The organism is Plantibacter sp. Leaf314, from assembly GCF_001423185.1.
GTDB lineage: Bacteria > Actinomycetota > Actinomycetes > Actinomycetales > Microbacteriaceae > Plantibacter.
Genome location: NZ_LMOB01000003.1, coordinates 73,449 through 98,296 on the forward strand (window position 1 = coordinate 73,449; position 24,848 = coordinate 98,296).

Genomic DNA, 24,848 nt, shown 5'->3' on the forward strand with positions numbered 1-24,848 from the left:
CTTCGTGCCCTGGAGACCCATGCCCCGCCTCAACCGCGTGTTGACGATGACCGCCGCGTGCGCCATCGGTGCAACCGCTCTCATCGCGACACCCGCCGTCGCCATCGCCGCCCCAGCGCCGGGGCTCCAGATCAACGAGGTCGAGTCCTCCGGGGGCGTCCCCGGCGACTGGATCGAGTTCACCAACACCGCCGCCACCGCTATCACGCTCGACGGCTGGGTCGTGAAGGACAACAAGGACGACAGCAACTACGCGTTCCCCGCCGGCACCGTCGTCGAGCCCGGCGCGTTCCTCGTCGTCGAGGAGGAGCAGCTCGGGTTCGGCCTCGGCAAGGAGGACTCCGTCCGCTTGTTCGACCCGACCGCGGCACTCGCCGACGAATACTCGTGGACCGGCCACGCCGTGATCACGTACGGCGTCACCGCCGACCGCTCCGGCTGGGCCGAGACCACCGAGTCGACGAAGGGCGTGGCGAACGTCTTCACCGCACCCGAGGTCCCCGAGACCCCCGGCGAGATCCGCATCAACGAGATCGACTCACAGCCCGCCGACTGGGTCGAGTTCTTCAACCCCGGCACCGAGGCACTGGACATCTCCGGGTATGAGATCCGCGACAACTCCGACGACCACCGCTGGCAGTTCCTGCCCGGCACGTCGATCGCGGCGGGCGAGTTCCTCGTCGTCGAGGAGTCGACCGTCGGCCTCGTCGGCGGCGTGGAAGCAGCCTTCCGCGACCCGATCGGCATCGGCAGCGCCGACGAGATCCGCCTCTTCGACGACGCCGGCACGCTCATCGACCGCTCCGGCACCTGGAGCGGCCACCCGGTGATCGGCGGCGACTCGCTCGCAGCGACCCTCGCCCGCTGCCCCGACGGCGAAGGCCCGTTCGTGCTCGCCAACATCACCAAGGGTGCGGCGAACGACTGCGTGCTCCCGAACCTCGCCATCAACGAGATCGAGTCGAACGGCGACGCCACCGACTGGGTCGAGGTCGTCAACCTCGAGCCGACCGCCGTCGACCTCTCCGGCTGGACGGTCATGGACGACGACCCGGTGGGCCACGCCGACCAGACCACCCCGCTGCCCGCCGGCACGATCCTCGAGCCGGGCGCCTACTTCGTCTTCGACCAGAACGTGGACTTCGTCTTCGGGCTCGGCAACGGCGACACCGTCACCGTGCGGAACGCGGCCGGCACGACCGTCGCGCAGCACGCCTACGCGGCTCACGCTGAGGGTGTCCTCGCCCGCTGCCCCGACGGTACCGGCGACTTCGCCGACACCGCGGTCTCCACCAAGGGACTCCGCAACGCCTGCGGCAACCCGGTGCGCATCAACGAGGTCGAGTCCGACGGCGGATCGCCCGACGACTGGATCGAGCTCGTCAACCCGACCGCCGCCACGCTCGACGTCTCCGGCATCGTCGTGAAGGACGACGACGACACCCACGCATACGCGATCCCCGCGAACACCACCATCGCGGCCGGCGGCTACCTCGTCATCGAGCGCGCGGCCCTCGGCTTCGGTCTCGGCGGCGGCGACACGGTCCGCCTCTTCGAGGGCGACGCACTCCTCGACTCCACCACGTGGGGCGAGGGACACCCGGCCACCACCTGGGGTCGCTGCCCCGACGCCACCGGTGCCTTCGCCGCGACCAGCGAGTCGACCAAGGGCGCCGCGAACGTCTGCGCCGGCGAGATCCCCGTCGGCCCGTGGCCCGGCTCGCCCGACGTCACCGTGCTCGACACGACGCCGACGTTCCTCGAGGACAGCTCGGGCCTCGACACCCAGGTCACCGCCGACGGCGCGTTCCTCTGGGCGGTCGACAACGGCACCGGCACGTTCTGGAAGCTCGCCATCGCCGCTGACGGTTCCGTCTCGTTCGTCGACGGTTGGGAGCAGGGCAAGCGCGCCCGCTTCCAGAAGGACGCCTCGAACCCCGCTGCGGCCGGCCCCGACACCGAGGGCATCACGGTCGACGGCGCCGGGTCCGTCTATGTCGGCGTGGAGCGCGACAACAGTGTGAAGGGCACGACGCTGAACGCCGTGCTCAAGGTCGACCCGAACGCGCCCGGACCGGACGTCGTCGCCTCCGAGGAGTGGGACCTCACGGCCCTGCTGCCGACGGTCGGCGCGAACCTCGGCGTCGAAGCGGTCGAGTGGGTGGCCGACGGTGACCTCGCCGGCAAGCTCTTCGACGACAACACGAAGGCGACGTACGACCCGGCCAACTACGCGGGTCACGGCGACGGGCTGTTCTTCGTCGGCGTCGAGGACACCGGCGACGTGTACGCGTTCGCGCTGAACGCCGACGGCTCGGCCACGCTCATCTCGACGATCGACCCGGGCCTCCCGGCGGTCATGGCGCTCGACTACGACACGACCCTCGGCGTGCTGTGGGCCGTGTGCGACGACGGCTGCGCGGGCACCGGTGCGCAGATCACGCTCAACGGGACCGAGCAGCCGGGCATCGCCCAGGTCGCCCGCCCGGCAGGCCTGCCCGACCTCAACAACGAGGGCTTCGCGACCGCGCCGGCCTCGCTGTCGGTCGACGGGAAGCGTCCCGTGTACTGGTTCGCCGACGGCTTCGCTTCCGAGGCCCTGCGTCTCGGGTCGCTGCCCGGCACGACCGCGCCGCCCGTGACGCCGCCGACCGGTGGGGTCACGCCGCTGCCCGGCACGAGCCTCACCGAGGCCAACCGTGGCGCGATCACGCTGGCCGACACCGTGCGGCGGGGCGAGACCGTGACGGTCGGGCTCGAGGACCGGTTCGCGGCCACGGCTGTCGAGGTGTGGCTGTACTCGACGCCCGCGCGGATCGCCGCGGGCACGACGAACGCCGCCGGTGACCTGCTGGCGACCATCCCGGCCGACGCCACGCTGGGCGACCACCGGGTCGCGGTCTACGCGGCGGACGGTTCGCTCATCGGGTGGACCGAGGTGCGCGTCGTCGCAGCCGACGGGACGATCGTCGACGGCGCGGCCTCCGGTGGGGCGCTCGCCACGACCGGGACCGAGCTGCCCATCGGCACGATCGGGACGGGCGTGCTCCTGCTCTTGCTCGGTGGCGTCCTCGTCGCGATGCGATCGCGTCGCCGGGCGGCCTGACCCGCCGCAACACCTGACGGCCCCGGGAGCGCACCAGCGCACCCGGGGCCGTTCCCCGTCACCTGCCGGTTTCGCTGGGCCGGTGGTGATGTTGCCAGCGCGGTGCTGTGACGTGAGCGCGGGTCTAGGACGTGAGCGCGGGTCTCCGGAGGGGCGCGCTCGCGCGTGTGGGGTGCGCCCGGGCCGGGTCGGGTGCACTCGCGTCAGCGCACCGCGCTGGCCGAAGGCGGGGACAGGGCAGGAGTGCGATGCTGGGGCGATGGACGAGCACGGGGTGACCGAGGGCGGCATGACCGTCGGCCGGGTGGCGGCCGAGATCGGGGTCAGCGTCCGCACCCTCCACCACTGGGATGAACTCGGGGTCGCGACACCCTCGGGGAGGACGAACAGCGGCTACCGCTCGTACCTGCCCGTCGACGTCGCTCGACTCCGACGCGTCCTCCTGCTGCGCGACCTCGGCGTCCCACTGGCCCGGATCCCCACGCTCCTCACCGCGCCGGCCGCGGAACGCCGCGCGGAGCTCACGCAGCGGCGCCGCGACCTCGCCGACACGATCGCCCGGCTCGAAGACGTCGCGCGTTCCGTCGACCGCCTGCTCGAAGCGGACGAGGTCGGTGTGCTCGTCCCGGAGGACCAGCACCACGACGTCTTCGGTGACGACTGGAACCCGACGATGGCCGAGTCCGCACGCGCTCGCTGGGGCGACTCCGCGCAGTGGGCCGAGTACGCCGAGCGGTCCGCCGAGCGCACGCCGGAGGATTGGCGTGCGGTCGTCGGCCCACTCCGGGACCTCGTCGACGAACTCGCCGAGGCCAAGCGGGTCGGGGTCGTCGCCGGATCCGAGGCGGCGAACGCCCTCGCCGAACGGCATCGAGCCGCCCTCGGCGAGTACTTCCACTGCACGCCGGCCATGCACGTGATCACCGGTCGCCTCGCGCTGACGGAGCCCGGCATGGCCGACACCTACGACCGGGTCGAGCCGGGCCTCGCCGCCTGGCTCTCGACCCTCATCGACGCGAACGCACGCACCCACGGCGTCGACCCGGAGACCGCCGTCTGGGAATGACCGCGGGCCAGCGCGGTCGGCTCAGCAAGCGCGGCCGGCTCGGTCAGCTCAGCCGGCTCGGCCCAGTTCGCGCAGCGCGACCTCGATGATCGTCGCGCTCGGAACGTGCAGCGCCTCGGCCGCGGTCGTCCCGGTCGCCGACAGGTAGGCGTCCACCAGGCGGTTCCCCGCCGCGTAGCCGGCACCCATCGGTAGCCCGACGGGCTCACCTCCGAACCGCAGGGCCGCCTCGTCGCCGTGCACCCACGAGACGAAGTACTGCATCCCCCCGACCTCGAGCCCCTCGACCACCCGATCGAGCACCGTGTCGTCGTCGAGGTGCGCGACCCCGATCGGCGTGTAGCCGGACACCCCGTGCAGCTGCCGGGCGAACGCGTCCGCGAGCCCCTCCGAGACCACCTGTTCACCGACCACGACGGTCGCCGGATCCCAGACCACACCACCCGGCGCGTATCGCAGGTTGTGGTTGAGCTCGTGGACGGCGGCCGCTTCGAGGCGCGCGAGGTTCTCCTCCGTCGGCCAGAGGATGAGCGAGAGGAACCCCGTCGCGCTGCCGTTGCCGATGAAACCGCGGATGGCGTCCATGAAGTAGCTGTCGTCGGGGTCGCCGAGGACGAGCAGGACGGTGATGTCGGGTACCACCAGGCTGGGGAGCGCGTCGAGCTGCACCGTCAGCGCGTCGTCGAGAGCGCGCTCGATCCGCGCCCAGGCGTCCGCGGCGACGAGTCGGTCGAGGGCGTCGACGACCCGATCCCGACTCCGGTCGATCGGGAACCCCGAGCCCATCGTGTGCATGGCGAGCAGGTCGACCTCGCCGGGGAAGTACCGGTACATGTCGGCGACGGGCTCGAGCATGGCGCGGAGTCGCGCTGGTCGTTCGGCTTCCGGTGCATCGAGGACCGAACGCATGCCGCTGGCGGTGTCGAGGATCGTGATCGTCATGGTGACGACGCTAAAGCCTCACGCCGCGTGAGGGTCAAGTGCGTCCGGCCGGGGAGCTGCCAGCGCGGTGCGACGACGCGAGCGCGCCCCTCCGACCTGGCCGCTGCGCGCCGGGCCCGAGCGCTGCGCACTCGGCGTGACCGCGCCCAATGTGCGTGAGCGCGACCCTCAGGAGACCCGCGCTCACGCGCTGGACCCGCGCTCGCGTCAGCGCACCGCGCTGGCCCAAGGGGGAGGGGAGGGAGGACTACCTGGCGCGGAGGGCCTCGAGGGCCGCGGGGGAGAGCGGTGCGCCGGCCCGCTTCGCGGCGTACAGGGCTGCACCGACCGCCGGACCGAACAGCGGGGTCCGGAGGTCGTAGCGGGCGGGTAGTGCCGCGACGGCCCGTTCGAAGCCCGTCCGCACCGGCTCGGCCGAGAACACCCCGCCCGAGTACGACACCGGGACGACCTCGTCCTCGCCGAAGCCGAGCTCCACGCGCGTCGCCTCGACGATCTCGGCCAGCTCCTCGCTCGCGTCGGCCAGGATGCGCGCGGCGACCTCGTCACCCTGTTCCGCCGCAGCGACGACCGTCTTCGCGAGGTCCGCGATGCGCGCGCGCTGCCCCTTCCACTCGTTGACCACGACGTCGATCACGTCGAGATCGCTCGTGATCCCGACCCGCGCCTTCATGAGGTCGTAGAGCGGCCCGCGTGACAGCCGGCCGTCGCTCATCCGCGTGAAGGCGTTCAAGCCTCGAGCGGCGATCCAGTACGCCGAGCCCTCGTCGCCGAACAGCTCGCTCCACCCGCCGACCCGGTGCCCGCGGCCACGGCGCTCGCCGTAGGTCATCGACCCGGTGCCGCTGATCACGTTGATGCCGTCGACGGCGCCGAGCGATCCGGCCCAGCCGCACACCATGTCGTTGTCGCACGAGTACCGGTCGTGACCGAGCACCTCGCCGGGGATCGCGTTCAGGCGGTCGAGGTCGGAACTGACCTCGCCGTATCCCGGTAGACCGAGAAACGACTGATCGATGTCGGACGCCTCGACCCCCGCCCGCGACGTGACCGCCGCCACCCCCTCGGTGAGGATCCGACCGACGAGCTCGATGCCGTCGTCGTCGAAGTAGTAGCAGCTGGCCGTCTGCGCCTCGGCGACGATGTGTCCGCCGTCGTCGAGGAGCACGAACGCGGTCTTCGAGCCGCCGCCGTCCACACCGAGGAAGAGTGACACGCCTACCGCTCCTCGGGTGCGGTGCTCGCTGCGCCGGAGGTCATCGGGTGGATCCGGACGCCCTGCACGACTCGGTTCACCGTGCCGCTCGGGAACGGGTTGTCCGGCGTCGCACCGAGCTGGAGCGAGTACGACAGCCCGAGCAGCTGCGCCACGAGCACGAAGCCCACGGCGAGCTGTGCGTCGTCGAGGCCGGCGAGTTCGGGGAGCACCCAGTCCTGCGCCGTTGCGCCCTCGACCGGTTCGGAGGAGATCGCGATGACGCGCTCCGGCGACAGCGTCGCGCGCAGTTCGGCGACGATGTCGAGGTCGTACCGGCGCGTGTACGGGTCGGAGGACAGGTAGACGACCGCGAGCGTGCTGTCGTCGACGACGGCCTTCGGACCGTGACGGAACCCGAGTGCCGAGTCGTAGTAGGTGACGATGCGTCCGGCGGTCAGCTCGAGGAGCTTGAGCGCCGACTCCCGGGCCAGCCCGGTGAGCGGACCGCTGCCGAGGTAGACGACGCGTTCGCACCCCTCGTTGGCGAGCGCGCGGATGTCGACCTCGCGCTGGTCGAGGATCGTCGTCGCGCCGGCCGCGAGTGCCTGGACTGCGGCTTCGTCGGCGCCCCCGAGGATGAGGAGGACCGAGAGCAGCATGGAGCTGAAGCTCGACGTCATCGCGAAGCCCTCGTCGTTGGAGCGGCGAGGCATGAGGACGGTGAGCGACGACGCGCGGTCGTGGTGGCGTCGGTACAGCTCGCCGGTCTCGTCGCAGGTGATCACCAGGTGGTGGACCTCGGCGAGCGACTGGTCGGCGAGCTCGGTCGCGGCGACGCTCTCGGGGCTGTTGCCGGAGCGCGCGAAGGACACGAGCAGCAGGGGGACGTCCTCGGCGAACGCCTCCCGCGGGTTGGAGACGATGTCCGTGGTCGCGACCGCGTCGATCCGGCGGCGGAGCGTCCGGGTCAGCGACGGCGCCGCGATCTCACCGATGAAGGCCGAGGTGCCCGCGCCGGTCAGGACGATGCGCAGCTCGGGCCGCGCGAGGAGCGGCGCGAGGAACGCGTCGATCTCGTCGCGGCGGGCGGCGATCCCCGTCGACGCCTCCAGCCAGACGTCGGGCTGCTGGGTGATCTCGCGGACGGTGGCTTCCGAACCGACGATGGTGGTGATGGACACGGGTGGCTCCTGGGATGGGTCGAAGTGATGGGGGGTGTTGCGGTGGGGCTGCGGTGGCCGTGCCCGAGCTGCAGGCGCGGCGATGGACGTGATCCTGCCACGCCGGGATGGGCGACTACCCCTTGAGTCCCGAGAAGGTCATGGTCGCGACGAACTGCTTCTGAGCGACCATGAAGAACAGGATGAGCGGCAGCGTGGCGACGACGTTCCCGGCCATGAGGAGCGCCCAGTCGGTGCGCCGTGCCCCCTGGAAGTTCGTGATGCCGAGCTGCAGGGTGAAGACCTGGTCGTTGTTGATCGCGATGAGCGGCCAGACGAGGTCGTTCCACGAACCCAGCAGGGTGAAGATCGCGAGGGTCGCCAGAGCCGGTTTCGCGAGCGGCAGGATCACCCGGAAGAACACCTGCAGGCGGGTGCAGCCGTCGATGAGGGCGGCCTCCTCGAGCTCCGCCGGCAGCGACAGGAAGAACTGCCGCATGAGGAAGATGCCGAACGCGGACGCGAGCCACGGCACGATCGCGGCGCCCAGGCTGTCGATGAGTCCGAGCCGCGAGAACAGGATGTAGGTCGGGATCATGAGCAGCTGCGTGGGGATCATGATCGTGGCGACGATCATGAGGAAGCCCATCGTCTTGCCGCGGAACTTCAGGCGGGCGAAGCCGTAGCCGGCGAGCGAGCAGAGCACGAGGTGGGAGGCGACGGCGACGGCCGACACGATGACCGTGTTGCCGAGCCACAGCAGGATGCCCGACTCCGTGAACAGCTTCGCGAAGCCGTCGAAGGTGATGTGCGACGGGAGGATCCGCGGCGGGAAGGTGTTGATCTCCGACTCCGGCGTCACCGAGGTGATGAACATCTGCACGAACGGGATCGCGAAGATGATCGCGATCGGCGCGAGCACGAGGTGCCAGAGGCTGAAGCGCCGACGGGTGCGGCGTTCGGCGGGCGGTGCGGTGACCGAGGGCTTGCCGGTGGCGGCGTCGCCACGCGGTGGGGTGGTCAGGACGGTCATCAGAATGCCTCCACGTTGGACCGGCGGGAGTACAGGACGACACCGATCGTGGCGACGAGGGTCACCGCGAAGAGGCCGTAGGCCACGGCGGAGCCGTACCCGAACTGCAACTGCTTGAACGCCGCGTCCCACAGGTAGAACACGATCGTCTGGGTGGCGCCGAGCGGGCCGCCCCTGGTGGTGGTGTACACGAGGTCGAACAGCTGGATCGCCTGGATGAACTGCCAGATCGCCACGAACACGGTGACCGGTCCGAGCTGCGGGAAGGTGATGCGCCAGAACGACTGCCAGGCGTTCGCCCCGTCGATCCGGGCGGCTTCGAGGAGCTCGGAGGGGATGTCCTGCAGTGCCGCCAGATAGATGACGGTCGTGAAGGCCGCCTGCCCCCAGAGCGACATGATCGTGATGACGACCATCGCCTGCCCCTGGTCCTCGAGCCACCCCTGCGCCGGCAGCCCGAGGAAGCGGAACACGGTGTTGAGGAGGCCGAACTGCGGGTTGAAGAGGTAGGTGGTGAGGATGCCGGTGGCCGCGGCCGACGCGACGAACGGGACGAAGATCGCCGTGCGGTAGACCCCGATGAAGCGGATCCGGCGGTTGAGGGCGACGGCGAGGAAGAGCCCGAGGCCGAGCGACGCCGGGACGAACAGGAGCGTGTAGACGACGGTGTGCACGACGGCCGCCTGCAGCTCGTCGTTGCCGATCATGCTGGCGTAGTTCTCGAGCCCGACCTGCTCCGGCTCACTGAAGCCGTCCCACTTCTGGAGCGACAGGAAGAACGCCCAGATCGCGGGGAAGATCGACAGACCGAGCACGATGAGCATCGCCGGGGCGACGAAGCCCCAGCCGGTGAGGTTGTCGCGGAGGCGTCGCCGGCCGGGCCGGGGCGCGGCGGGCCTGTGCCCACCCCGCCCCGGCTTCGCCGTGCGCTTCGTGTCGCGTTCCGCGGTGGTCGACATCAGTCGTCCGCCAGGGCGGCGTCGGCGGCCTTCGCGGCATCCTCCAACGCCTGCTTCGGCTCGCCCTGCCCCTGCAGGACCGCGGAGATCGCCTTGCCGATCGCCTCGGAGAGTCCCACGTAGCCCGGGACGGTCGGTCGGGCCTGCTTGGCGTTCACGCCGTTCTCGGCCATGACGTCGAGACCGGGGAGCTTGTCCACCTGCGCCTGGAACTCCGGGGTGTCGATCTCGCTCGACCGCAGCGGCAGGTTGCCGTACGCGACGTTCCACTTGAGGTCCTGCTCGGAGTCCGTGAGCCACTTCGTGAACTCGTACGCCCAGTACTCGCGGTTCTTGTCCTTGTGGTCGAACAGGGCCCACACGTCCGGACCGGAGACCGTCTGGTGGTCGCCGTCGGTGCCCGGCAGGACGGTGACGCCGTACTTCGTGCCCTTCGTCTGCAGGGTGGAGAGCTGCCACGGGCCGGAGGTGATCATGCCGATGCGGTCGCTGGCGAACAGGTCGCCGAACTTCGTGTCGGTCTGGTCGAGGTAGACGCTCTTGTCCTCGACCGCCATGTCGCGGAGGAAGGCGAGGGCGTCGACCCCGGCGTCGGAGGCGAACTCGGCGGTCTTGTCGTCGTCGGAGATGATCGACCCGCCGTTCTGCCAGAGGTGCGGCCAGAACTGCCAGGTCGTCTCCTCACTGCCGGAGACGGAGTACGCATACCCGTAGGTGTTCGTCGCCGGGTCGGTCAGTTGCTTCGACGCCTCACGGAAGTCGTCCCAGGTCCAGTCGGCCGTCGGGTAGGCGACACCGGCGGCGTCGAACACCGTCGTGTTGTACAGGAGCGAGATGTTGTCGACGACCGCCGGGAAGCCGATGGTCTTCTCGCCCGTCGGCTGCACGGTCTGGCGTGCGGCCTCGGAGAACTCGTCCCACTTGACGTCGGGCTCCGCCACCTGGTCGGTGATGTCGAGGGTGCGACCGGAGGCCTCGAGGCGGCTCGCCCACGAACCGAACGCGTAGGAGACGTCCGGGTAGTTGCCGCCGGCGAAGCTCGCGGAGAGCTTCTGCAGGAGGTCCTCCGTCGACGGCGCGCCGGACGACACGTCGATGGTCACGTTCGGGTGCAGCTCCTCGAACTCGTCGACGAGACCGGTGAGGATCTGCTGGGCGGCGTCGGCCTGCCCCGTCCAGAACGTGAGCTTGACCTTCGCCTCCTTGTCGAGGGTCGTCGCACCGGAGGATCCGCCGGCGCAGCCGGAGAGCGCGAGGGCTCCGGCGGCGACGATGGCGGTCGCGGTGATGAGGCGGCGTGCTCGGCGTGCGTGACGCGAGGCTGGGACGTGGATCGTGGAACGGGGTGGGAACATCGGTGGTCGTCTCCTGTGTCGATCGTTCGGGAACGGTGCGGGTCGGCGGTGCGGTCAGATGCGGTCGGCGGGGATGATCTCCCGCAGCGGCTCCGGCAGGAGGTCGCCGTGCGCGGCGACGAGGTCGTTGCACAGCTCCCAGATCTGCTCCGGCGTGAGGGTCGAGGAGGCGTTCGGGTCCATGAGCACCGCCTGACGGATGAGTGTCGGGTTCCCGGTGCGGGCGGCCTCGATCGTGAGTTCGGCCACCGAGACGTAGGGGCGGTTGAGCGCGGCACACTGCACGGGCAGCGCGCCCATCGCCTGCGGGGCGATCCCGTTCGCGTCGACCTGCACGGGCACCTCGACGACCGCGCCCTGCGGCAGGTTGTCGATGAGGCCGCGGTTGACGACGTTGCCGTGGATGAGGCGCGGGGTGTCCGTCACGAGCGAGTGGATGAGCTGCGGGGCGTACTCGCTGGCCTCCTCCTCGAGCGTCAGCGGGGTGCCGGACGCGAGTGCCGCCTTCGTCGCCTCGAACTCGGCGACGTTCTCCTCGCTGATGCCGAGGTACTCGAGCGGCTGGAGCCGGTAGCGCGCGACCTGCTCGGGGGAGCGGAGGAACCACGACAGGTACTCGGAGGAGTGCTCGCTCGTCTCCGTCGGGTAGAAGCCGATGCGTCGGAACATCTCGACGCGCACGCGCCGGCTGAGCTCGGGGTCGTTCCGGATGCGCTCACGCAGCAGCGGATAGAGGTCGCGGCCGTCGTGCGTCCACTCGAGCAACCAGGACTGGTGGTTGACGCCGGCGGCGCGGTACGTCGTGCCCTCGATCGGGACGCCGACGAGCTCGCAGAGGTCGTTCACCGTCCAGAAGACGCTGTGGCAGAGGCCGATCGCGCTGATGTCGGGGGCGACGACCGACGCCCACCAGATGTTCATGGCCATCGGGTTGGTGTAGTTGAGCAGGTGGGCGTCGGGGCAGATCTCCCGCATGTCGGCGGTCAGCGCCGAGAGCAGCGGGAAGGTGCGGAGGGCTCGGAAGACGCCGCCGACGCCGGTGGTGTCGCCGATGGTCTGCAGGAGGCCGCGCGCGGCCGGGATCTCGAGGTCGGAGTAGGTCGCGGCGATCCCGCCGACCTGGACCATGTTGATCACGAAGTCGGCGCCGGCGAGTGCCCGGCGGCGGTCGGATTCGGCGGTGATCGTGGCACGACCGGCGAGACGCTCGTCCACCTGACGGGCGGTGCCCTCCGCCACGGCGAGGCGTTCCGCGTTGATGTCGTGCAGCACGATCTCGAGCCCTGCGAGCTCGCGGTACCGCAGCAGGTCGGCGATGAGCTGGCGGGTGAAGACGACGCTGCCTGCTCCGATGAAAGTCACTCGTGTCATGGAGCGATCATCGACTACAGTGATCGAACCGAGCAAGAAGTTGATCGGATTTTGCCTGAAGTGATCACTTTCGCTGAGCGTCGGGGGTGCGCCAGGCGACGGGACGACGGAGGAGTCGCCATGCAGGGACCCACCGCGGCGGAGTTGTCGCAGCGTGCGCCGTCGGGGAAGCGCAGTCAGCGGATGCGCGACATCCTCGCGCAGCTGGCCGCCGCCGACGCAGTGGTCTCGATCGACGAGCTGACGACCCGGCTCGCGGTCTCCGCGCCGACGATCCGACGCGACCTCGCCGACCTCGACGACCTCGGCCTCGTGCTCCGCACCCACGGTGGTGCCCGGGCGATCGACGCGCGCGACGAGGTGCCGGTCCGGTTCCGCGACACCCAGTTCCGGGAGGCGAAGCGTCGTATCGCCAGGCGGGTCGCCGACATGATCCCCGCCGGCCCCTACGCCATCGCGCTGAGCGGCGGGACGACGACGGCGGCCGTCGCCAAGGAGCTCAGCAACCGCTCGGAGCTCACGATCGTGACGAACTCGCTGACGACGGCGACGGAGATCGCGTCGAGGCCGAACCTGCAGGTCATCATGACCGGCGGCCTGGTGCGCTCCTCGTCGTTCGAGGCCGTCGGGGCGCTCGCCGAGAACACCTTCAGCGCGATCAACGTGGGGACCGCGATCCTCGGAACCGACGGCATCAGTGCGTCCGGTGGGGCGACGACCCACGACGAGCGTGAGGCGCGGACGAACCTCGCGATGGTGACGCACGCGCAGCGGGTGATCGTCGTCGCCGACGGCTCGAAGGTGGGGCGCGTCACGCTCGCGCGTATGGCGGACCTCGGGCAGATCCACGACCTGGTGACGGACGCCTCGGCCGATCCTGTCGAACTCGAGCGTCTGGCCGCGGCTGACATCGCGGTGCACGTCGTCGCCCTCTGACATCCGCCAGTCCATCCCACCTCGGTGGCTTGCGCCAGCGCGGTGCGCTGACGTGAGCGCGGGCCTGTGACGTGAGCGCGGGCCTCCGGAGGGGCGCGCTCACGGTTGTGGGGTGCGCTCACGCCGATTCCCGCGCACTCACGTCAGCGCACCGCGCTGGCCTTCAAGTCGACAGATGTCCCTGGCGGGGAATGCATTGTTCTAGTAGCATTGCAAACATGTTGTTCCGCATCGATCCGACCTCGACGACCTCCCTCGCCGAGCAGATCGCTGTGCAGGTGCGGTCGGGGATCGCCTCGGGCGACCTCGGTCCGGGGGAGCGGCTGCCGCCCGCTCGCGACCTCGCCCGGGCGCTGCAGATCAACATGCACACGGTCCTCCGCGCCTACGGAGAGCTCCGCGACGCCGGACTCATCGGCATGCGACAGGGGCGAGGCGCATGGGTGCGGGAGGACGCCGTCCCCGGACTCGTGCGGGTCGAGGAGCTCGTCACGCAACTGGTCGCCGAGGCCCGCAAGCTCGGCATTTCGCCTCAGGACCTCAACCGGATGATCGAACGCGCCTGACCGGTCCATCCACCACGCGCGACACCGACCGTCCGCGCAGCATCATCGCCGACCACCGCAGCAGCTCAGGGGGAGCACATGCACGACACCACCACACCGCCACCGGCAGCACCAGCTCGCGGACGCATCGTCCTGGCCGGCCTCGCCATGGCCGTCCCGGCGATCGCGATCGCCATCACCCGGCTCGTCTGGGGCGATGCGCTCCCGGTCGACGTCGCCTCGCATTGGTCGGGCACTGGTGCACCGGACGACTCGCAGCCCGCCGCGGGTGTCTTCGTCGTGACGTTGATCATCGCGTCCGTCGTCGCGATCGCAGCCATCATCCTGCTCGCCCTGCCACGGCCCTCCATGCGGATCAAGCGCATGATCGTCCTGATCCTCGGCATCGCCGCGGGATCGGCCGCCGCCGTCTGGGTCATCCCCACGTGGCTCACGCTCCAGGCGGGATCGGTCGATGGCGCCGTCCTCGGTTGGTGGGTCCTCCCGCTCACCGCATGCGCGCTCTGGGGCGTCATCCCCGCGGCGATCCTGCCGGCCCGGCCGCTGCTCGCCGGTGCAACTGCACGACCGGCGCCGATGGACCTCGGAGAGACCGAGGTCGGTGCGTGGAGTCGCAGCGTCACGGCCCTCATGTTCCTGTGGATCACGCTCGGCCTCGTCGCCATCGGTGCCGTCGCGTACACGCCGATCCTGCTGGATGGCGAGTCGGGCGTCGCGACGTTCGGTCTGTCGATCCTCGCCCTCGCGACCATCCTCTGCGCCTCGTTCGTCCGCCTGCGCATCAGCGTCGACTGGCGTGGCCTCCGCGTCGTCTCGCTCTTCGGCATCCCGATGAAGCGCATCCCGCTCGACCAGGTCGACGTCGTCGAGGCGACCGACATCCGCCCGATGGACTGGGGCGGTTGGGGCTACCGGATCATGCCCGGCCGCTCGGCCGTCGTGCTGCGCTCCGGTCCGGGCCTCGTCGTCACGAGCACCTCCGGCAAGCAGTTCGCGATCACGATCGACGACCCCGAGGAACCCGCCGCGCTCCTGCAGGCGCTCGTGGCCCGCGCCGCAGCCCGCGTCTGAGATTGCCGCGGATGACGATCGGGGCCTCGCGGCGCCGGTGAGCCAATACGGTGAGTCCATGAGCGAAGCACCCCTGGCGACCGGACCGTCGACGACCGCACTGCCCACCACGACCATCGGGACGGGCGGTGACGCCGCCGAGGTCGGCGCCATCGGCTACGGTGCGATGTCGATCGCGGGCACCTACGGCGCGATCGCCGACGCCGACGTCACCGCGGTCCTCGATGCGACCCTGGCGGGTGGAGCGAACCTCATCGACACCGCGAACGTCTACGGCGACGGCCGGAGCGAGGAACTCCTCGGCCGATACCTGGCCGGGCGTCGCGACGAGGTGTTCCTCGCCTCCAAGGTCGGCATCGTCACGGGCGGGGGCATCGGCAAGCGTGGTGTCCGCGGCGATCGCGCCCACCTCCACGAACAGGTCGACCGCTCGCTCGCCCGACTCGGCACCGACCGCCTCGACCTCTACTACCAGCACCGGGTCGACCCGAACATCCCCATCGAGGAGACCGTGGGGGCGCTCGCCGAACTCGTGACGGCCGGCAAGGTGCTCCGCATCGGCCTGTCGGAGGCGACCGGTGACGAACTGCGTCGCGCCCACGCCGTCCACCCGATCGCCGCGATCCAGTCGGAGTGGAGCATCGTGAGTCGCGACATCGAGACCTACGTGGTGCCGGCGGCCGCCGAGCTGGGCGTCACGGTCGTCGCCTTCTCGCCGCTGTCGCGCGGGCTGTTCACGGAGGACTTCACGGCCGAGACGGTCCCGCTCGGCGGGACGCGCGGCAACTTCCCGCGCTTCCAGCCGGAGCACCTCGCGGCGAACCTCGAGCTCGCCGCCCGGTTCCGGACCCTCGCCCGGCGCCTGGGGACGACGGCCGAGGCGCTCGCGCTCGCGTGGGTGCACGACCGAGGGCAGCAGCTCGGCGCACGCGTCGTCTCCATCCCCGGCACCCGCAGCGTCGCCCACCTCCGCGCGAACCTCGCGGCGTTCGACGTCGAACTGACCGATGAGATCCGTGCCGAGATCGACACCTACGCCGAGCAGGTCAGCGGCCCCCGTTCCGCCGATTCGAACTGGGTGTCGGGCGGTCGCGAGGGACTCCTCTGACGCGGTCGCGCGGTCAGGCGCTGGCCCCACCGGAGGGGCTGCGGGTGTTATCCGTGCCATTGGCTAACATGTGGAAATGACGTCATCCGGGGGACCGACAGCGCTCGACGCACCAGCACCGAAGGGCGAGCCGGGACCGCCTGGGAGGCGCAAGCAACGCGACAAGCGCACCCGCATGCCCACGATGGCCGACGTCGCCGCGATCGCCGGTGTCTCCCCGCAGACCGTCTCCCGGGTGCTCCGCGGCCTCGACAACGTGACCGAGGTGACCCGGCTCCAGGTGGAGGCGGCTGTCGAGCAGACGGGCTACCGACGGACGGGGCTCGCCCGCGCGCTCGTCACCGGCCGCAGCCGCACCATCGGCGTCCTCACCCACGAGACCGACTACTACGCGCGCTCGTCGATGATGCTCGGCATCCAACGTGCGACGCACCAGCACGACTACTTCGTGAGCGCCGCCGGGACGACGTCGTTGTCCGCCGCGTCCATCACCGACGCCATCGACCGGCTCCGGAACCAGGGCGTCGACGGACTCGTGATCGCCGTTCCGATCTGGGACGAGGTCTCCCTGCTGCGGGTGACGGCCGACCTGCCGACGGTCGTGATCGACGGCCTCGAGTCCTTCGCCGACGAGATCGTCCGGGTGGACCAGGAGGCCGCCGGCCGCATGGCGACGGAGCATCTGCTCGACCTCGGGCACGAGACCGTCTGGCACCTGAGCGGCCCGACGGCCTGGAAGGACGCTGGAGGCCGGACGATCGGCTGGCAAGCCGCCCTGCGCGACCGCGGCATCGACGAACCACCCGTCCTGTACGGCGACTGGAGCCCGGAGTCGGGCTACCGCAACGGCCTCCTCCTCGGTCGCATGCCGGACGTCACGGCGATCTTCGTCTCGAGCGACGAGATGGCGTTCGGGGTGCTGCGCGCCCTCGCCGAACTCGGCCGGAGCGTGCCGGGTGACGTGTCCGTCATCGGGATGGACGACATCGCCCTGGCGCAGTACGCCTCGCCGCCACTGACGACCATCCGGCAGCCGTTCAGTGAGATGGGTCGCGTCGCCGTCGAACATCTGCTCACGCTGATCGAGGAGCCCGCGGCGGAGCGCGAGACGGTCGTCATGCTGCCGGAGCTGATCGTCCGCGGGAGCACCGCAGCGCCCGGCACGGCGCACTGAGCGCCGGGCTCAGAACTCCTCGACGTACTCCTCGGTCGGTCCGAGCTCCGGGCGGCTGACGAACTCGACGCCGGACCCCGATCGGTGCAGTTCGAGGACGACGATCCGGTTCGACCCCGACCGCAGGAGCGGCCCGGGAACGTAGAGCGTCTGCTGCGGACCGATGTTCCAGTACCGGCCGAGCATCGCGCCGTTGATCCAGACGAACCCCTTCGTGAACCCGGGGAGCCGCAGGTGGGTGTCGAGTGGTTCGTCGACGTGGAAGGTCCCGCTCGACAGACCGCCGTCGCCGGTACCGTCGGGCGTGGCTCCGTCTCCCGACCGCTCGATGACCGACCGTTCGACGACCGACCGCAGGTGCAGGGCGTCCAGGCGGTCGAGGGCGACGGGCCGTGCTCGCCAGCCGTGCACGAGACGACGCTCCACGAGCACCGGGCCGAGCAGGCCCTTCCGGGAGCCCAACTGCGGTCCGTAGTTGACGCGGCCGAGGTTCTCCACCACGACCGTCAGTTTCGAGACGAGTCCCGTACCGATCACGGTCACCGTACCGGCCGCCGTGATCGTCGCCTGGTGCTCGCCGTCGAGGAAGATCTGGGCGCGGTCGGCGACGCCGTCGAACACGAGCTCGACCGGGCGGTCGGGGAGGAGGACGTCCGCCTCGTAGACGACCAGGCCGCCGTCGACGTCGAGGTCTTCGAAGGACGCCGGTGACGCCGTCCGCTCGGCGAGCGGACCGCCGAGCCCACCGAGGGCGTCGAGCAGGCCGGCGCCGTGCTGCAGTGGCACGCTGCGTTCCGGCAGGTACCGGAGCTCGGGCGAGCGCAGCGGCTGGTCCGCCATGCCGAGGGCCTCGCGGAGGGCGAAGAACTTGGGCGTGAGTCGGCCGTCCTCGGCGATCGGCGCGTCGGAGTCGTAGCTGGTGATGGTCGGCCGCAGTTCGCCCTCGACGACGTTCGCCCCCGACCAGAGTCCGAAGTTCGTCCCGCCGTGCGCCATGTAGATGCTGATGCTTCCGCCGTCGGTCAGGATGCCTCGCGCCACCTCCGCGGCGTTGTCGGCGTCGCGCACGTGGTGCGGCTGGCCCCAGTGGTCGAACCATCCGTTCCAGAACTCCGCGACGAAGAAGGGCTCGTCGGGCCGGCGGCTCCGGAGCAGGGCGCGAGCCTCATCCGGCTTCGAACCGAGCGTGGCGGCCATCATGATGCCGGGGATCGAGCCGCCGTCGATCATCAGATCGGTGGGCCCGTCGGCGGTGTAGAGCAGCTCTTGCACGCCGAGTCGGCGCAGGAGCGAGGCGAGCCAGCCGGGGTACCTGGCGTCGTCGCCGTAACTGCCGTACTCGTTCTCGACCTGCACGGCGACGACCGGCCCGCCGTGGACGGCCTGGTAGGGCGCGAGCCGGGGGATGAGCTCCTCGAACCAGGTCTCGACCGGCTGCTGGTAACCCGGGTCCGAGCTGCGGAGCGTGATGTCGCGGGCGGTGAGCCAGGCCGGCAGGCCGCCGTTCGACCACTCCGCGCAGATGTAGGGGCCGGGGCGGAGCAGCACGTCGAGACCGAGGTCGGCGGCGGTGTCCATGAAGGCACCGATGTCGCGCCAGCCGGTGAACCCGGGTGCCGCGTCGACCTGGGGCTGGTGGAAGTTCCAGGGGATGTAGGTGTCGATGGAGTTGAGGCCGAGGTCGACGAACCGCAGCATCCGGTCGCGCCAGTGCTCCGGGACGACCCGGAAGTAGTGCAGTGATCCGGACCGGATGGAGTGCGGGACGCCGTTGCGGAACAGCTTCCCGTCGCCCCAGTGCAGCGCCGCGGGGACGGCGGGCTGCGGCTCGTCCGCGACGTGGGGAAGGGCTGAACCGACAGCGTCGGCGAACTTCGTCATGGTGCGGTCGTCTCCTCGGATCAGCGTGCAGGCTCCCACTATGGGGCATGCATGTTATGGATGCCAAGCCTCTATTCGTCGGCTTTAAGCCACTTTGTAACGCTTTCGTGTCGGCGATTGTTATCCGTATCATTTTCTGCCAGCATGACTCCCAACCACCGCCGACCCCGCTCCACTTCCACGGAAAGGCCGCACCGATGAACAGCACCGACGCTTCCGCTCACGGCCTCCGTGCAGCACGGCACCGCGGTCGTCGCCGGACACGTCTGCTCGTCGCCGCCGGCGCAGCGGTCCTCGCGTGCGTCGTCGTCGCCGGGGTCGCGGTCACCGGGGCCGGAGCGGCTCCCGCGGAGCTGGGGACGATCGGTGGCACCACGGTCACCCGCGACGAGCTGCTCTTCCACATGGAACGTGTCCGCCCCGCGATCGAGAACGAGGTCCTCGTCGAGACCGGCTCCGCGACCGTCGACTGGGATGCACCGCTCGGCGACACGACGGCGATCGACCGCCTGCGCACGGCCGCCCTCGACGAGCTCGCGGCCGACCGCGTCGTCTTCGAGCTCGGCCACGAACACGGGCTGGTGCCGTTCACCGACTTCGCCGGATTCGAACAGACGCTCGCCGACACCAACACGGCGCGCGCCGCACAGCTCGGCGAGGGGGAGGTCGTCTACGGGCTCACCTCGTTCCGCGCGCAGGAGTTCTACGGTCGTCTGCTCGCAGACGTCCGGACCAAGCTGGCCTCGGCCGTGAGCTCGGGAGACGACCCGCTCATCGACGTCTCCGAGGCGCAGGTCCGCGACGCGTTCGAGGCGCACGCCGACGACTGGACGCTGAACGCGAGCACCTACGCCCTCACGCGGATCGCCGTGCCACTCGCCTCGACCACGGCCGAGCAGTTCGCCGCCCGGCTCGCGACGGAGGGTGTCGACGCCGTCGGCAGCACCGGCGCGACGGTCTCCGCTTCGACCCTCGACGGCGCCACCGGTCTCCTCGACGGCGGGTCCCGCACGCCCGACCCGCGCCTGGTCGCCGAGGTCGCCACCCTGCCCGTCGGCGCGCTCAGTTCGCCCGTCGTGGAGCAGGGCGACCACGTGGTCTACCGGGTGGACACCGTCACCGTCGACCGCGACGCCGCTTTCGCCGCCTATGCCAGCCGCATCCGAGCCCAGCTCGTGAACGACGCCCTCGACGCGCTCATCGCCGAGCGCGTCGCAGCCCAAGACCGCCAGATGGACAGCAACGCCCTGCACCAACTCACGATGGAGGACACGCACTGATGAACACCGCCACCCCCGCGGCGATCCCGGAACCCCGACGCAGACGTCGGAACCGGCCCGCACACCACCCCGCCCTCCGAGGGCTTGCCGCTCTCGGGCTCACCGCCCTCTTCGTCACGGCCTTCGCGCCGGCGGCGTCGGCGGCCCCGACCACCCCCGACGCCGCCGTCCAGGCGGCCGCCGCTCCGACGGGCTGGGCCGGTGACACCCCGAACACGACGGGTGGCACGGACTACTTCGTCGACGCGACCGCCGGTGACGACGCCGCAGCGGGCACCTCGGCCGACACGGCGTGGAAGAGCTTCACGCCCGTCAACGCCACGACCTTCGCGCCGGGCGACCGCGTCCTCCTGAAGGCCGGGGAGACCTGGTCCGACACCTCCCTGTGGCCGAAGGGTTCCGGGACCGAGGCGGCGCCCATCGTCATCGACGCCTATGGAGCCGCCGATGCGCGTCGCCCCTACATCGCGACGAACGGACAGGTCCCCAGCCCGTTCACGAGCCCGGGCGTGAAGAACCCCGAGACCGTCGGACTGACCGGTGCCGTGATCCTGCGCAACCAGCAGTACGTCCACATCGCGAACCTCGAGGTCTCCAACGACGACGACTTCGCGACCGACATCACGACGGGCAGCTACGTCCGCGACGGTGTCTCCGTGTCGATCAACGCCGACAAGCTCGAGGCCGGTGCCGACTCGATCATGCGCGGCATCAGCGTCACGAACGTCTTCGCGCACGACATCGACGGTCCGTCCTCGTGGCAGAAGATCCACTACGCCGGTGTCAACTTCCAGGTCTTCGGTTCCCAGCAGTACACGGCGTACCCGACGGGTGGCCACCACTTCGAGGACATCACCATCCAGGACAACATCTTCGAGAACGTCGAGCTGCACGCCGTGCAGTTCGCGTTCAACTGGTTCGGCGACCAGCAGGGCCAGACGGACGCCTCCGGCAAGTACCACGAGGGTTGGGAACAGCTCTGGGTCCGCGACCACGACCTCTACAGCCGTGACGTGACGATCAGCCACAACTACGCCGAGAGCACCGGCCAGGGCCCGTTCCAGTTCGCGAACACCCAGCGCCTCACCGCCGAGTACAACGAGGCGAACGGCTGGCTCGAGCGCTACAACCAGGTCTCCGCCGGCCTCTACCTGTGGGCCGGTGCCGACAGTGTGATGCGCTTCAACGAGATCTACGGCGGCCCCGCCAACGAGTACGACGCGACGCCGTGGGACCTCGAGTTCACGAACTTCAACGTCGTCTACGAGCACAACTACTCGCACGACAACCAGGGCGGCTGGATGTCCTACATGGGCAACAGCTCCAACTCGATCGCCCGCTACAACCTCAGCGTCAACGACAACGGTGTGATCTTCAAGAACATGCTGTCGTCGAACTACTCGCCCACCTACATCCTCAACAACGTCTTCGTCTACGACGGCGCCGAGCTGGAGAGCTTCCACGACGAGGTGCTGAAGGACCGCGTCTACTTCGCGAACAACGTCTTCTACAACACCTCCACCACCACGTCCACGAACTGGGCGCGGAAGGCGGGCGGCCTCGACAAGGGCGTGTTCTCGAACAACGCCTACTTCGAGGCGAGCGGCAAGCAGTCGGCCAACCAGCCGGTGGACAAGCGGGCCGTCATCGGCGATCCGGAGTTCGTCGGGAACCCGGCCGACTACGCGAAGGACGCCGGCGTCGACGCCATCCGCGACTCCGCCTCGCTGTTCAAGCTCCAGGAGACCTCGCCGTTGATCGACGCCGGTCGCTACAACGAGCGCATCGGCTCCGACGACTTCTTCGGCACCGAGCTCTACTACGGTGACGGCGTCGACATCGGGCTGTACGAGGCCGCGGTCGGTGCGAAGGTCGACAACCCGGTCGACACCGACCCGATCGAGAACGAGGGCGTCGACACCCGCGTCGACCTCGCCAAGGGCAAGCCGATCGTCGCCAGTAGCACGCACCCGCACAACGACTTCGAGTTCAACGCGGGCAAGCTCGTCGACGGTGATCCGGCGACACGCTGGGCCGGTGCGGACGACGCCCCCTACCCCCTGACGATCGACATCGACTTCGGTGCCGACACGACGTTCAACGAGGTCGACCTCTCGGAGTTCACCGACTCCGGTACCGACGCCCGCGTCAACGCCTTCTCCCTCCAGCGGTGGGACGCGGCCGCCGGTGCCTGGGTGGGCTTCTCCTCCCAGACGGGGATCGGAGCGAGCAAGGTCGTGAAGGACTTCGGTTCGATCACCAGCTCGAAGCTCCGGGTGTCGCTCGAGAGCCTGCTGCCCGGTCAGGTCTACGCACCGACCCTCACCACCATCAGCGTCTTCAACAGCGCGGTCGTCGCCACCGATCCCACGGTGACCCCCACGGCAGCGGTCATGGACAAGAACGCCGCGATGGCGGAGGACCCCGACAACCTGCCGACGTTCACGGTCGACCTCGACGGTGACACCCTCACCGGTCTCCGGTACGTCCAGCCTTCCGGCGCGATCGTCGGCAGCCTCGACGACGCCGACTTCGTCCGCACCGACACGGCGGACGGCGCGACGATCACGCTCACGAACGCCTTCGCCGCCGACAAGGAGCTCGGTGCCTCCGGGGTCGTCTTCGAGTTCGGCTCGAACACGACCGAGCGGGTCACGGTGGAGATCGTCGACACGACGGAACTCGCGGCGTCGATCGCCACGGCGAAGGCCCTCCTCGCCTCGTCAGCGCCCGCAGCGCAGTCGGCGCGCGCCGCCGCTCCGGCGGCCGACGGAGCCGAGACGTTGACCGCGGCGATCGCCTCCGCGGAAGCCGTCCTGGCGCTCGTCAACCGCGACACCGTCGCGACCGGCAACACCGCCGTGACGAACGCCGACGTGCAGGCAGCGGTCGTCGCGCTGAACGCCGCGATCGAGGCCTTCGAGCCCGGTGGCGGCACCCCGGTCACGCCGGGTGGACCGGGCACACCCGGCACGCCCAGCGCAGGAAGCCCCGGTACCGGTGGATCTGGCGCCACCGGTACCGGTTCCGCCGGCGGCTCGCTCGCGAGCACCGGAGTCGACGGTCTCGCACCGGCAGCCGCGGGGATCCTGCTCCTGCTGGCCGGAGCAGCAGCACTCACCCTGCGGGCCCGTCGCGCATCGGCCATGAACCGATGACGGACCGCTGCGACCTCGCCCATCCCCGCAACCGCATCACCGCACTCCCCACCACCCCCTGCAGCACCCACCAGCACTGGGAAGGACCCCTGTCATGAAGCACACGAGAACCGTCGGCGTCATCGCCGCCGTCGCGACGGTCGGCATGCTCGCCGGCTGCGCGGGAAACTCCGGCACGAGCGGCGACGACGCCGACACCCTGAAGATCGCCGCATTCGAAGGCGGCTACGGCTCCGAGATGTACGAGGAGGTCGTCGCGGCCTACGAGAAGCTCAACCCCGACGTGAAGATCGAGCTCACGACGAGCAAGACCCTCGCCGACGAGCTCACCCCGCAGGTCGCGGCCGGCGACTACCCCGACCTCGTCGTCCTCGGCCTCGGCGCCAAGGAGGGCTTCACCGAGTCCTTCGTCCGCGACAGCAACCTCGAGGACCTCACGAGCGTCCTCGACGCGAAGATCCCCGGCGAGGACGTCACCGTCGGCGACAAGCTGACCCCCGGCATCGTCGGCAACCTCAACACCAACCCCTACGGTGACGACGAGGTCTACCTCATGCCGATGTACGCGTCGCCCACGGGTCTCGTCTACAACCAGAAGCTGTTCGCCGACAACGGCTGGACCGTCCCCACCACCTGGGACGAGATGTTCGAACTCGGCGACGAGGCGAAGGCGGAGGGCATCTCGCTCTTCACCTACCCGACGGCCGGCTACCTCGACTCGTACTTCTTCTCGCTGCTGTCCGCGGTGGGCGGGCCGGAGTTCCTCAACGACGTCCTCACCTACAAGAAGGACGTGTGGAAGTCCGACGACGCGACCGAGGCCCTCGAGCTGACGACGAAGCTCCTCAGCTACGCGGCACCGACCACGGTCGGCTACGCCAACGGTCAGGACTTCACGAAGAACCAGCAGACCATCCTCGACGGCACCACGCTGTTCATGCCGAACGGGTCGTGGATCGCCAACGAGATGAAGGACGCCCCGCGCACCGACGGGTTCCAGTGGGGGCTCACCCCGGTCCCCGCTCCCGAGACCGACGGCACGCGTTACCTGACGACGTTCGTCGAGTCGGCGTGGGTCCCGAAGGAGGCCACGAACAAGGACGCGGCGAAGGACTTCATCGCGTACCTGTACTCGGACGAGGCCGCTGACATCTTCGCGAAGGCCAACGCCATCCAGCCGATCCAGGGACTCCCGGAGCGCCTGACCGGCGAGGCGAAGGACTTCTACGCCGTCTACAGCGAGCCCGGTGTCGAGGCCGTCGTCGGTGCCTTCGCCGCGACCAAGCCGGTCCCCGGGGTCGACCTCAAGGCCACGCTGTTCGACGCGGCCAACAGTGTCCTCTCCGGCACCACCACCCTCGAGGACTGGCAGAACCAGGTCAACGAGGCGAGCAACAAGCTCACCGACCAGCTCGCGGGCTGATCCCGACCGGTGTGCCCGTCCGATCCCCCTTTCGGACGGGCACACCACCCCCTCCTCGCAG

At 70.0% G+C, this 24,848-nt stretch carries 18 protein-coding genes; 10 read left to right on the plus strand and 8 right to left on the minus strand.

Annotated features, from left to right (window positions below; genetic code table 11):
- The first annotated feature begins 19 nt into the window (after positions 1-19).
- Together ASF68_RS16415 and ASF68_RS16420 are read left to right on the plus strand one after the other, a co-directional pair.
- Positions 20-3,106: a lamin tail domain-containing protein gene (locus ASF68_RS16415; RefSeq protein ID WP_056013712.1), complete on the plus strand. Its 3,087-nt coding sequence runs from the start codon at positions 20-22 to the stop codon at positions 3,104-3,106.
- A 259-nt stretch (positions 3,107-3,365) separates the two neighbouring features.
- On the plus strand, positions 3,366-4,172 hold the full coding sequence (locus ASF68_RS16420; RefSeq protein ID WP_056013714.1) for a TipAS antibiotic-recognition domain-containing protein: 807 nt from the start codon (positions 3,366-3,368) through the stop codon (positions 4,170-4,172).
- A gap of 48 nt (positions 4,173-4,220) precedes the next feature.
- Here the strand turns inward: ASF68_RS16420 and ASF68_RS16425 are convergent, their stop codons facing one another.
- From ASF68_RS16425 to ASF68_RS16455, 7 genes are all read right to left on the minus strand, one after another.
- Complete coding sequence (locus tag ASF68_RS16425; protein ID WP_056013717.1) at positions 4,221-5,114, minus strand: DUF2268 domain-containing protein; 894 nt, start codon at positions 5,112-5,114, stop codon at positions 4,221-4,223.
- A gap of 247 nt (positions 5,115-5,361) precedes the next feature.
- Complete coding sequence (locus tag ASF68_RS16430) at positions 5,362-6,330, minus strand: N-acetylglucosamine kinase (protein WP_056013720.1); 969 nt, start codon at positions 6,328-6,330, stop codon at positions 5,362-5,364.
- A gap of 2 nt (positions 6,331-6,332) precedes the next feature.
- A complete protein-coding gene (locus ASF68_RS16435) occupies positions 6,333-7,493 on the minus strand; it encodes an SIS domain-containing protein (protein WP_056013723.1) in 1,161 nt (386 codons plus the stop codon).
- 115 nt (positions 7,494-7,608) lie between these two features.
- On the minus strand, positions 7,609-8,505 hold the full coding sequence (locus ASF68_RS16440) for a carbohydrate ABC transporter permease (protein ID WP_056013726.1): 897 nt from the start codon (positions 8,503-8,505) through the stop codon (positions 7,609-7,611).
- On the minus strand, positions 8,505-9,464 hold the full coding sequence (locus ASF68_RS16445; protein WP_082498763.1) for a carbohydrate ABC transporter permease: 960 nt from the start codon (positions 9,462-9,464) through the stop codon (positions 8,505-8,507). The genes ASF68_RS16440 and ASF68_RS16445 overlap by 1 nt, the downstream gene beginning before the upstream one ends.
- Positions 9,464-10,819 carry an ABC transporter substrate-binding protein gene (locus ASF68_RS16450; RefSeq protein WP_056013729.1) on the minus strand — a complete coding sequence of 452 codons (1,356 nt, stop codon included), beginning with the start codon at positions 10,817-10,819 and terminating at the stop codon, positions 9,464-9,466. Before ASF68_RS16450 ends, ASF68_RS16445 begins: the two co-directional genes overlap by 1 nt.
- Positions 10,820-10,873: 54 nt before the next feature.
- Positions 10,874-12,190: an alpha-glucosidase/alpha-galactosidase gene (locus ASF68_RS16455; protein WP_056013732.1), complete on the minus strand. Its 1,317-nt coding sequence runs from the start codon at positions 12,188-12,190 to the stop codon at positions 10,874-10,876.
- A 120-nt stretch (positions 12,191-12,310) separates the two neighbouring features.
- Here ASF68_RS16455 and ASF68_RS16460 point away from each other — a divergent pair, with 120 nt between their 5' ends.
- The 5 genes from ASF68_RS16460 (at position 12,311) to ASF68_RS16480 (ending at position 17,045) form a co-directional block, all read left to right on the plus strand.
- Complete coding sequence (locus ASF68_RS16460) at positions 12,311-13,126, plus strand: DeoR/GlpR family DNA-binding transcription regulator (RefSeq protein ID WP_056013734.1); 816 nt, start codon at positions 12,311-12,313, stop codon at positions 13,124-13,126.
- Positions 13,127-13,344: 218 nt separating this feature from the next.
- Complete coding sequence (locus ASF68_RS16465; RefSeq protein ID WP_056013737.1) at positions 13,345-13,692, plus strand: GntR family transcriptional regulator; 348 nt, start codon at positions 13,345-13,347, stop codon at positions 13,690-13,692.
- 78 nt (positions 13,693-13,770) lie between these two features.
- A complete protein-coding gene (locus ASF68_RS16470; RefSeq protein WP_056013740.1) occupies positions 13,771-14,763 on the plus strand; it encodes a hypothetical protein in 993 nt (330 codons plus the stop codon).
- 58 nt (positions 14,764-14,821) lie between these two features.
- On the plus strand, positions 14,822-15,871 hold the full coding sequence (locus ASF68_RS16475) for an aldo/keto reductase (RefSeq protein ID WP_082498764.1): 1,050 nt from the start codon (positions 14,822-14,824) through the stop codon (positions 15,869-15,871).
- Positions 15,872-15,947: 76 nt separating this feature from the next.
- Positions 15,948-17,045: a LacI family DNA-binding transcriptional regulator gene (locus ASF68_RS16480; RefSeq protein WP_200920992.1), complete on the plus strand. Its 1,098-nt coding sequence runs from the start codon at positions 15,948-15,950 to the stop codon at positions 17,043-17,045.
- 9 nt (positions 17,046-17,054) lie between these two features.
- Here ASF68_RS16480 and ASF68_RS16485 read toward each other — a convergent pair whose 3' ends face one another.
- Entirely contained in the window at positions 17,055-18,926 is a 1,872-nt protein-coding gene (locus tag ASF68_RS16485; protein ID WP_082498765.1) for a beta-galactosidase, read from the minus strand.
- Positions 18,927-19,123: 197 nt separating this feature from the next.
- On the opposite strand from ASF68_RS16485, the gene ASF68_RS16490 reads away from it, so the two are divergent.
- From ASF68_RS16490 to ASF68_RS16500, 3 genes are all read left to right on the plus strand, one after another.
- Positions 19,124-20,206 (plus strand): peptidyl-prolyl cis-trans isomerase, encoded by a 1,083-nt coding sequence (locus ASF68_RS16490; RefSeq protein ID WP_056013743.1) that lies wholly within the window; start codon positions 19,124-19,126, stop codon positions 20,204-20,206.
- The gene (locus ASF68_RS16495; protein WP_056013745.1) at positions 20,206-23,364 is read left to right on the plus strand and encodes a discoidin domain-containing protein; all 3,159 of its coding nucleotides are present in this window, start codon (positions 20,206-20,208) and stop codon (positions 23,362-23,364) included. Before ASF68_RS16490 ends, ASF68_RS16495 begins: the two co-directional genes overlap by 1 nt.
- 94 nt (positions 23,365-23,458) lie before the next feature.
- Positions 23,459-24,787: a carbohydrate ABC transporter substrate-binding protein gene (locus tag ASF68_RS16500; RefSeq protein ID WP_056013746.1), complete on the plus strand. Its 1,329-nt coding sequence runs from the start codon at positions 23,459-23,461 to the stop codon at positions 24,785-24,787.
- Positions 24,788-24,848 lie beyond the last annotated feature (61 nt).